At 47.8% G+C, this 10000-nt stretch carries 12 protein-coding genes; 4 read left to right on the top strand and 8 right to left on the bottom strand.

Annotation, left to right across the window (positions count from 1 at the left end; all coding sequences use genetic code 11):
* A partial coding sequence (locus LDL40_RS11030; RefSeq protein WP_300995419.1) for a methyl-accepting chemotaxis protein occupies positions 1-1047 on the top strand: 1047 nt, incomplete at its 5' end.
* Complete coding sequence (locus LDL40_RS11025; RefSeq protein WP_300995418.1) at positions 1044-1790, top strand: SDR family oxidoreductase; 747 nt, start codon at positions 1044-1046, stop codon at positions 1788-1790. The genes LDL40_RS11030 and LDL40_RS11025, both read left to right, overlap by 4 nt.
* Positions 1791-1846: 56 nt before the next feature.
* Here LDL40_RS11025 and LDL40_RS11020 read toward each other — a convergent pair whose 3' ends face one another.
* The 3 genes from LDL40_RS11020 to LDL40_RS11010 all read right to left on the bottom strand — a co-directional run bounded on the left by LDL40_RS11020 (position 1847) and on the right by LDL40_RS11010 (position 4329).
* Positions 1847-2137, bottom strand: coding sequence for a putative quinol monooxygenase (locus LDL40_RS11020; protein WP_300995417.1), 291 nt, complete (start codon positions 2135-2137; stop codon positions 1847-1849).
* A gap of 51 nt (positions 2138-2188) precedes the next feature.
* On the bottom strand, positions 2189-3262 hold the full coding sequence (locus LDL40_RS11015; protein ID WP_300995416.1) for an L-dopachrome tautomerase-related protein: 1074 nt from the start codon (positions 3260-3262) through the stop codon (positions 2189-2191).
* 107 nt (positions 3263-3369) lie between these two features.
* Positions 3370-4329: a GlxA family transcriptional regulator gene (locus LDL40_RS11010; protein WP_300995415.1), complete on the bottom strand. Its 960-nt coding sequence runs from the start codon at positions 4327-4329 to the stop codon at positions 3370-3372.
* Between the two features lie 217 nt (positions 4330-4546).
* Here LDL40_RS11010 and LDL40_RS11005 point away from each other — a divergent pair, with 217 nt between their 5' ends.
* Together LDL40_RS11005 and LDL40_RS11000 are read left to right on the top strand one after the other, a co-directional pair.
* Positions 4547-5332 (top strand): SDR family oxidoreductase, encoded by a 786-nt coding sequence (locus tag LDL40_RS11005; RefSeq protein WP_300995414.1) that lies wholly within the window; start codon positions 4547-4549, stop codon positions 5330-5332.
* Between the two features lie 44 nt (positions 5333-5376).
* Positions 5377-6141: an SDR family oxidoreductase gene (locus LDL40_RS11000; protein WP_300995413.1), complete on the top strand. Its 765-nt coding sequence runs from the start codon at positions 5377-5379 to the stop codon at positions 6139-6141.
* A 46-nt stretch (positions 6142-6187) separates the two neighbouring features.
* Here LDL40_RS11000 and LDL40_RS10995 read toward each other — a convergent pair whose 3' ends face one another.
* From LDL40_RS10995 to LDL40_RS18785, 5 genes are all read right to left on the bottom strand, one after another.
* Positions 6188-6733, bottom strand: a complete 546-nt coding sequence (locus tag LDL40_RS10995) for a hypothetical protein (RefSeq protein WP_300995412.1) — start codon at positions 6731-6733, stop codon at positions 6188-6190.
* Between the two features lie 66 nt (positions 6734-6799).
* Positions 6800-7546, bottom strand: coding sequence for a HesA/MoeB/ThiF family protein (locus LDL40_RS10990; protein WP_300995411.1), 747 nt, complete (start codon positions 7544-7546; stop codon positions 6800-6802).
* Positions 7536-9074, bottom strand: a complete 1539-nt coding sequence (gene thiE / locus LDL40_RS10985) for a thiamine phosphate synthase (protein ID WP_300995410.1) — start codon at positions 9072-9074, stop codon at positions 7536-7538. Before thiE ends, LDL40_RS10990 begins: the two co-directional genes overlap by 11 nt.
* Entirely contained in the window at positions 9071-9865 is a 795-nt protein-coding gene (locus tag LDL40_RS10980) for a thiazole synthase (RefSeq protein ID WP_300995409.1), read from the bottom strand. Before LDL40_RS10980 ends, thiE begins: the two co-directional genes overlap by 4 nt.
* A gap of 2 nt (positions 9866-9867) precedes the next feature.
* Positions 9868-9969, bottom strand: coding sequence for a MoaD/ThiS family protein (locus LDL40_RS18785; RefSeq protein ID WP_367304314.1), 102 nt, complete (start codon positions 9967-9969; stop codon positions 9868-9870).
* Positions 9970-10000 lie beyond the last annotated feature (31 nt).

Here is a 10000-nt window from a genome sequence, read left to right as displayed (position 1 = left end):
CTCAAAGGCAGTGCTGATGATATTCAGCGTATCACTGAGGTGATCACTAGTGTTGCCAATCAAACGAACTTATTAGCGCTGAACGCCGCTATTGAAGCAGCAAGGGCTGGTGAGCAAGGTCGTGGTTTTGCTGTAGTAGCGGATGAAGTAAGGGCTTTAGCTGGGAAAACCTCAGAAGCCACCAAAGATATCGCCAAAATGCTGGCTGATATTCGGCAGCAGAGTGAACAAACCGCAGGCGTCATGAGTCAGTTGGTGCAGTTAAGTGCTGATGTGCAGCAGGAATTACAATCTGTGGCCGCTGGTTTTAACGGTATTAACACAGAGGTGGGCCAGGTGTCGGCGGCGCTGGAGCAAATAGAGCAGGTCAGTACTGGTTTGGAAAATACCAGCCAACAATTGGGCCAGTCTATTCAGAGCATTAATAAAGCGTTGTCAGCAATAGAACATAAAGGCAGTACTGTGGCCGAGCAAGCTATTGAGTTGTCAGTAGAAACTGAAAGTATTTACCGTGAACTCAGTACTGTTACAGAGCAAAGTTTCTTTAACCCTGTGCTGAAAGAAGCGCAGCAGGCTGCTGCAGCTATCGGGGCTTTATTTGAAAAAGCCCTGAGTGAGGGCAAGCTGACAGAACAACAATTGTTTGCCGAGCAGTATCAGCCCATAGCCAACACCAATCCACAAAAATTCCATACCGCCTATGATAGTTTTACTGACCAGTTTTTCCCTCTGATCCAGGAGCCGATTTTAGAGCGTCATTCCAATGTGTTATATGCTGGCGGCGTCGACCGTAAGGGTTATTTCCCGACCCATAACAAAAAATACAGTCAGGCTTTAACTGGCAACTACGAAAAAGATTTACTGCAAAACCGCACCAAACGCGTCTTTGGCGATCGCACTGGCAGCCGCTGCGGCAGCAATACTTTGCCTATGCTGTTACAAACTTATAAACGTGACACTGGCGAAATTCTGCATGATTTGTCGGTGCCTATTCTGGTCAAAGGCCGGCATTGGGGTGGGTTTAGAATAGGCTTTAAGCGGGTTTGAACAAAATACTGATAGTGACAGGGGGCAGCCGGGGTATAGGTGCTGCGACTGCAAAACTGGCTGCAGCTCAGGGTTATCAAGTCTGCGTTAACTATCTAACCAATCAACAGGCCGCTGATGCAGTGGTGGCTGACATTCGCTCTGCAGGCGGCACTGCTGTGGCTATGCAGGCCGACCTTGCTGTTGAAGCAGAAATAGTAGAGTTATTTCAACGGGTTGATCTGGAGCTTGGGCCAGTCACTGCGCTGGTGAATAACGCTGGCATTCTGGAACAGCAACGTAGCTTACTGGGTATGGATGAAAGACGTTTACAGCGGGTCTTTGCAACTAATGTTGTTGGCCCCATGTTGTGTGCCCGCGAAGCTGTGAAGCGTATGTCGACAAAACTAGGTGGCAAAGGTGGGGCCATTGTTAATGTTTCCTCTGCAGCCTCCCGTTTGGGATCCCCTGGGGAATACGTTGATTACGCAGCATCCAAAGGTGCCTTGGATACATTTACAATTGGTTTATCCAAAGAGGTTGCTGAGCAGGGCATTCGTGTCAATTCTGTGAGACCGGGTTTTATCTATACAGATATTCACGCCAGCGGCGGCGAGCCTGGTCGTGTTGATCGGGTCAAAGACAGTATTCCGATGAAAAGAGGTGGCCAGCCGGAAGAAGTTGCTCAAGCCATTTTATGGCTGTTATCTGAGCAAGCCTCTTATGCCACCGGTACTTTTATCGATTTGGCCGGGGGAAGGTAAAGCTGATTCGGACTAAGTTTATCCTGCCGAATCTGCTTCACCTGAATTCAATGGACTTAGCCAATAAACTCAAGCCGTCTTAATATCACATGCTCCAGTGCATCCTGTTGTTTGCAGTATTCACCAAAATGACGCAGATGAGCTGTGTTGTTATGGCCTTCTAATGCTTGCTCAGTAGTCCACTTCTCCTGCATCAAAAACAGTCCTTCGACTTTTTCGTCGGCAAATAACTCATACTGCTGACAACCTTCTTCCTGTCTGGTCGGCTCCAGGATCTGTAACAAGGCTTGTTTGACCAACTCTGCTTTACCGGGTTTGGCCTGAATTTCTGCCAATAAATACACCATAGTCCTACTCCTTAACCTTATGAATGAGCAACCCAGAGGTTGCAGTTAAATTTAGCGACGAACGCCATCTTCGCCTGTCCATACCCGCATAATCCGATAAGGAACCTGGGCGGTTTCTGCCTGGCCGTTAAAAGCTTTGGCTTTGTGTAATTGATTGACTGAAATATACAACCAACCTGATTCGCCGAATTGCACACTGTCTGGCCAATCCAGCAAGGGCGAGCTGACCAGTGTTTTCAGCTGGTTTTTTCGGTCCAACAGGTCAATAGCGTTCTGGTTCAGATTGGTGAAATAGTGTTGGCCCTGAGCTGAGGTCGTGGCACCATCAGACACAGGTTTGTTACCTACTAATTTCACAGTAGCAGCGATGCGATCTGCCTTGCCTGTTTGCAAAGCTTCAGTAGATAACTGATACCAGTGAGTGCCATTCATAGCGCCATAATAGAGGGTTTCGCCATCGGCCGATAAACTCAGAGGATTCACTGCAACTTGCGCTGCTTTGCCGTTAAATAAGGTGACTTGGCCGTCTACTTTCATCACGGCGTCGGCTTGAGCTTGTAACGACGTATGACCAGAAAAACGTACCGTATGGCCGTCTCGTATTCTTACGGCCAGTAAGCCTGGGTTAGCTATGTCGGCCAGATAAATCCAACCGGCTGTTGAGTCGACCACCAAATCCTGAATAAAACTACCCCTAGGCGCCAGCTTTTCCGGTAATACCAGCTGTTTGTACAGCTTGCCATTGTCGATAATAAAACCCCAAATTCTGGTCTGGCCTAACTCTAAGCCCATATCTACAGTCCAGAGGTGGCCTGCTTTGTCTTGTGTAATACCCAGCAAGCTATCAAATTGTGCTGAAGTAGCTGCAGCAGTTTTCTGCAAATCTTTTGAAGGCCAGGCTTTGTAGTCACCAGTTTTGCGGTCGACTTCAATCAGTTGTAAACCTGATGGTGTATCCAGAGGGTGAACTGTGGCAAAGATTCTGCCTTGTGTCGTGACGCTTACATTACCTGGTCGTATTGGTAACTCAGCTACAGTCTCGAGGCTTCCGGTTTCCGGGGCAGCGCTGACCAGACTACTTATAGTTAAAGACAGCCATAAGGCAGGTGTTATCAGGTGTTTCATTTCTTTCTCCGGTTTTGTCTAAGTATTGGCCGCAGAATAGAGGTTATGATTCATCAATAAAATAAGTGATATACCGAATCAGTTTCAAAAATTATTTGATAATAGGCTCAGGACAAATACACATTGTCCTGCTGTAGCCGGGATAAATGTACAAAGGCTTTGGGGGACTGACCGTAAGTGCGCAAAAAAGCCCGGCGCATCCGTTCTTCATCACCAAAACCTGTCAGTGCAGCAATTCGACTAATAGAGGAGTGGCCTTGTTCTATCAAAGCCAGAGCTGATTCGAGTCTTAACTTTTCAATGGCTTTGGCGGGAGCCATGCCGGTTTGGTGATGAAAAACCCTACTGAAATGGCGCGGACTCCAGTGCACATGTTCAGCTAAATCTTCCACTGTTATATCTTTCTGCAGGTTCTCTTTAGCAAATTTAAGCGCATCTCTGACCCGGTCTGAGCTGGGCTCCAATTCTGCCATAGCTGAAAACTGCGACTGGCCGCCAGTCCGTCTATGATGCACTACCATCAGACGAGCAATATGTTTAGTGACTTCAGCGCCTAAATCGGCTTCTACCAAAGCCAGTGCCAAGTCGATGCAGGCTGTAACCCCTGCAGAAGTCCAGAGCTGACCGTCTTTGACATAAATTTTATCTTCATCCACCTGTACTGCTGGGTGCTGGTCTTTCAGATGTCGCCCCCAGGCCCAGTGTGTAGTTGCTCTTCTACCATTCAACAAACCTGCATTGGCTAGTACAAAAGCTCCGGTGCAAATACTGGCAATGCGAGTCGAGCCAGAAGCTGCTTCGTTTAATTTAGCCTCTAAAGCCGGCATGGCTTTTGGGATCAGTAATGCGCCAGCAATCATCAGTGTGTCGTAGTGACCAAAGCCAATAGGCTGAGTGTCTATTACTACTCCGGTAGAGCTCCTGACCTGACCACCTTCTACCGACAAAGACGCAAACTGGTAGTTAATTTTTTGCTGCATCGTATTGGCGAATTCAAAGACGGTCAGAGCGGCTAAATCCAGGATCTGAAAATCATCATACACAATGAGCCCAATACGCTTATTCATTCTTTGTCCTGAAAAGTGGGTAATGTCTTTAATGGTCTAATTCTGTGCTGGCTATTATTTGTGCTTCATCAGGCCTTGTCTATATGTTTTATACCAATTTATTGCAAACTCATTAGATAGGTTGAGCATGTCCTGAAATGCGTTTTTTGTGTCATTTATCTTATTTTAAGTTCTGCCAGAATAAAGCCGTCTTCAACAGCTCTCCAAGGAAACAACTATGAAAACTAAAACTGCTTTGATCACTGGTGCTTCATCTGGCATAGGTGCCGTATATGCGGATCGTTTAGCCCGCCGTGGTTATGATCTGGTCCTGGTCGCCCGCAATAAAGAGCGTCTGGAGGCTGTGGCAACTTCAATACGCAGTGCAACAGGTCGCACTGTGCAACTGCTGCAGGCTGACTTAGCAAACCCGGCAGAATCCGCTGTGGTAGAGGCTCTGCTCGCTAAAGGTGGCATTGACATGTTGGTCAATAACGCAGGTTTTGGTGCTGTCGCACCTTTAATGCAGAGTGATATCAAGGACATGGTCAGCATGATTGATATCAATGTCACCGCCTTAACCCGCCTGACCTACGCTGCAGTGCCTGCCTTCATTAAACAGGGCGGCGGCACCTTAATTAACATCGCTTCTATTGTCGCTGTTGGGCCGGAAATTCTGAACGGTGTTTATGGTGCAACCAAAGCTTATGTGCTGGCATTGACTCAGTCGCTGCAGCATGAACTGGCCTCGCAGGGCATTCGAATTCAGGCGGTATTGCCAGGTGCGACAGCCACAGATTTTTGGGGTGTGGCTGGCCTGCCGCACGAGCATTTACCCACTGAAATAGTCATGAGCACCGCTGATATGGTGGACGCTGCCTTGGCAGGTTTGGATGCAGGTGAAGTCATCACTATTCCGCCATTACAGGACGGTGCTGAGTGGGATGCATTCGAAGCGGCCCGCAAAGCATTATCACAACGTTTTGGCCATACCAAGCCTGGCTCACGTTATCTAACCAAATAATTTGTTTATCAGAAACTTAGCGAATATATAAAGAGAACTACATTATGAAAATGACCGGAAACACTATTTTTATTACAGGCGGAACTTCAGGAATTGGTCGTGCTATGGCTGAAGAATTTCACAAACAAGGCAATCAAGTAATTATTAGCGGCCGTCGCAAAGCATTATTGGATGAAGTGACACAAGCAAATCCTGGTATGTACGGTCTGGAGCTGGATATTCAAAATCCAGAGCAAATCAAGGCTGTGGCGGAACGGCTGCTCGCGAAGTTTCCTGAATTAAACGTACTGTTTAACAACGCAGGCATTATGCCTTTTGACGATGCAGCTGGTGGCCTGGACGAAGAAAATGCACTGGCAACCATCAACACGAATTTATTGGGCCCAGTGCGTATGACCGCCGCGTTGTTGCCTCACCTGAAGCAACAACAGGATGCGGTTGTGATCCATAACTCTTCAGTGCTGGCGTTTTTGCCTCTGGCAAGCAACGCGCTTTATTCAGCCACTAAAGCAGCTATTCACTCTTATGCGATGTCGCAACGTTTTGCCTTACGTCATTCAGGCGTTCGGGTACTGGAAGTCGCGCCGCCATGGGTAGACACTGATTTGATTCACAAAAGTGGTGACCCGCGTGCTATGCCGTTGGACCTATTTGTCAATGAAACTATGCGTATTCTGGCTACAGATCGGGACGAAGTCTATGTGGACGCAATACAAGCACTGCGTGACAACCCTGGTTCAAGCGAACATGCACTCTTTAACGCCTTTAACGAATCCATAGCGGAAAACCCAATTCCGGTTGGCCATTGATATCCGATGCATTTGAGCCACAGCTACAAACTGTGGCTTAAAGGTGTTAAACCTTTTTAACTGGCATTTTAGCAGCGTCAAACAGTGGAATATAACCTTGCTGTTCAGACAGTTGGATATCTATCCAAAGCCACATTTCATCTTTAATATCTGTTTCATCTTTTGCGTCGAAGTCTGTTTCTACACTAAAACTCATGTCGCCTGAAAGGCCTGTAGTTTTAAATTGAGCCTGCAGTTTTTTTAATGCTTCAATACCAGTCTTGTCGATTTTAAACTGATAGGTGGTGACCTCCATATCTGCACTAAATAGACCTGTAGCACGTTTTTCTGTCACTTGACTCAGTAGCTCCAAGCCAAAAGCTGCTTCAGTGCTTCTGTTGACATTGCTTGGCTGCGCACTCAATTGCAGTTTGGTGGAATCCGGCTGCAGATTAAAATCATGACCCACACTGACTTTTACCAGCATCTGGTTTGGGTCCAGTGTGGTCAGGGTATTTTCATCAAACTGGCTGAATGTGGCCATAGTGCTGAAAGGGATAGAAGCGCAACCAGAAAACAGTAATAGAGCAGATAACAGCACGACAAAACGCATAACAGCTTTCCTTCACTACAAAACCTAATTTCCTTTTGTCACTATAACCTGACCAAGAGACTGAATTCACGCTATTTTTTCTTCGTTGCAACAACAGTGCTGAAGTGGCAGTGCATAAGACTTTAAGCTGAACCCCAGGCCCTCAAACTGCCAGAATTTAGCTTGGGTATCGGGCTGAATAATTTGTTGGATCAGCAACATAGCTTGCATAGAGCCAATAATCCCAAGTAAAGGGGCCAGTACCCCTAAGCTGCTGCAGTTACCGGATTGGTCTGTGAGTTCAGGGAATAAACAGCTGTAGCAGGGGCTTTGGTTATGGGCAAAAGGCCAGAGCATCAACTGGCCTTGTTGGTCTATAGCGGCAGCGCTAATCAGGCTGATTTGACTGTGCTGACAGAGCTGATTGATGAGCGTTCGGCTATTGAAATTATCTGTACAGTCCAGCACCCAGTCCGCTTTTGCCAGCAAGGCGTCGGCATTGTCGGCGCTAAAATGTTGTTCAATAGCCTCGATTTGCCCATGCGGATTGAGCTGCTTCAACTGGCGCACCGCCATTTTAGCTTTGTTAAAGCCTGTGTCTGCGTCGCGAAATAACACTTGCCGCTGCAGGTTAGATAACTCCACTTTATCGCCATCAACCAAAGTCAGCTGGCCTATACCGGATGACACCAGATATTGACTGGCGGCATGGCCTAAACCACCACAACCAATCAGCAATACTTTGCTTTGTTTCAGTTTTAGCTGAGCGGCTTCACCAAAACCTGGCAACATCAGTTGGCGGCTATAACGGATAAACTCTAAATCAGTCAGCATGAAGCGCCTCGCTGATTAATTGCTGCATCTGTTGCACCCAAAGTTTGGGATCTGTTGCCTTAGCAAATCCCTGTACTACAGCTAAGTGCCTGATGCCCGTCGCCAGCACAGCTTTGGCATTGTTTTCATTGATGCCGCCAATAGCGACCAATGGGAGCTGTGGAAATAACGCAGTGTAGCGGGCCAGTTTCTGTAGCCCCTGTAACTTACCGCCCATGTTTTTAGTTTGGGTAGCAAAAACTGCACCTATCGCCAGATAACTAGGGCAAAGCTGCTGCGCCCTTAATAGCTTATAAAAGCCATGGCTGGAGATTCCCAACCGCAGTCCGGCTTGTTGCAACGCCGCTAAGTTGGCTTGATCTATATCTTCCTGACCTAAATGCACACCATAAGCACCAAGCTCCAGCGCTAATTGCCAGTGATCGTTAATAAACAGCTGAATATCAGGGTGCTGACAAAGCTCGATGGCCTGCTGAATTTCATGCCTCAGTAGTGCCTGATCTTCGCTTTTTATCCGTAGCTGTAGGGTTTTTACTCCGGCTGCTAGGGCTCTTTCTAGTTCTGCTACTGAAGGAACTATCACATACAAGCCCAAAGCTGCTTTTAAAGGTGCAAAGGGCTGAGTTGGTGGCTGTAGAGCTGGTAGTAGCTCTGGTAAATACAGCGGATTGGAGGGAAAACCCCAGTGGCCGACAGTACCTGAACTGTGGTTGACAGCAACAGGCTGGCTTAAGCCTTGATTGATATAAGTTTTTGCCACTACAAAAGCATCTTCCAGTGCATAACCTAACGCCAAAGTTGCCGCCAAGGCGCTGCTAAAACAACAACCTGTGCCATGGTTAAAAGCATGTTGTTGGCGGGGGCTGCTAAGGCTGATCTGATGGGTATAAGCCGGATAACCGCGGTAGCGAAAATCAGCGCTGATAAAAAGCTGGTCTGTGCAAGCACTGGTATCTGCATGGCCGCCTTTTACCAGCACTGCTTTTACTCCGGCTTTGAATAACAGCTCTGCTGCTTGTTGATGATCAGGGCTTTGAGTCAAAGCCTCCAGCTCTGGCAAATTAGGCGTCAGTAGATCCAGTTGTGGCAATAAATGCTGCATCACCGTCTGGTATAAACCGGGTTCCGCCATAGTTGAGCCTGAACTGCTGATAGCGACTGGGTCATAAATCACCAGTAAGTCAGGCTGGTTTTTTCTGAGCTGCTGTAGAAAATCAGTCAGCCAAAGCACCTGAGCTTTGTTCACCAGTAAACCAATTTTAATCACAGCAGGCTTCGCATCTTTGAGTAAAGCCATCGCCTGCTGGTGCAGCAGATCGACAGAGACGGCCATAGAAGCATCGACCCCAGAACTATGCTGGGCGGTAATAGCTGTCACTAAAGTACATAAGTGCAGAGGCTGTTCTGGTGCAGAAAAACTCTGAATGGTTTTTAAGTCGGCCTGAATACCAGCGCCTGCGCTATTGTCTGAGCCTGCAATACTCCACAGTATTGTTGCCTGATTTGCTGCAAGAGTTGTTTGAATCATGGCGTCTCCTGCAACCAAAACGGCATGCCAAGCACTGGTGTCGAAGGGCTGGCAAAGTCCTGTTTCGGCATAGCGCCTGCTAAAAATGCCGAGCGGCCTGCTGTGACTGCCTGCGAAAAAGCTTGAGCCATCAATACAGGGTCTTTGGCCAAAGCCACGGCAGAATTCAGTAATACACCATCAAAGCCCATTTCCATCACCTGACAGGCGTGACTAGGCAAACCTAAACCTGCATCCACTATTAACGTGGCGTCCGGCAAACGCTCTCGTAAAGTCCGCAGCGCATAAGGATTGAGTACACCTAACCCCGAACCTATAGGCGCAGCCCAGGGCATCAGTACTTTGCAACCGAGTTCATACAACCTTTTGCAAAGCACTAAATCGTCTGTGCAATAAGGCAAGACCTCAAACCCATCCGTCAGCAGTTGTTCGGCCGCCTGTAGTAATAAAATCGGCTCGGGCTGCAGGTTGTAGTCATCGCCTATCAGCTCCAGCTTTATCCAGTTGGTCTGGAATATTTCCCGCGACATCTGCGCCAAAGTCACGGCTTGTTGCACCGTATGGCAACCTGCGGTATTGGGCAAGAGCCTGAGTTTTAAATCGCGGATCAGCTGCCAGAATTGCTCGCCGCCTTGCTGTTCCGGCGCTTGCCGACGCAGGCTTAACGTCACAGCTTCGCAGCCACTTTGTTGCAGGGCTTGTTGCATCAAAGCCGGGTTTGGATAGAGGGCACTGCCTAAAATCAGCCTGCTGTTCAAGGTTTCGCGGTAAATGTTAAATTCGGGGTGCATGCTTAACCTCCAGCTATAGGGCTGACAATATCCAACTGATCACCGGCTTGAAGTTGTGTGTTTGGATACTGGGCCGCCGCAATAAAACGGCCATTTAAAGCCACAGCAAAAGGGGCTTTAAAGCGTGGCAAAAGA

This window comes from Rheinheimera sp. (assembly GCF_020217005.1).
In the GTDB taxonomy this organism is placed as follows: Bacteria; Pseudomonadota; Gammaproteobacteria; order Enterobacterales; family Alteromonadaceae; genus Pararheinheimera.
This window is presented reverse-complemented; position numbering and strand designations above follow the sequence as displayed.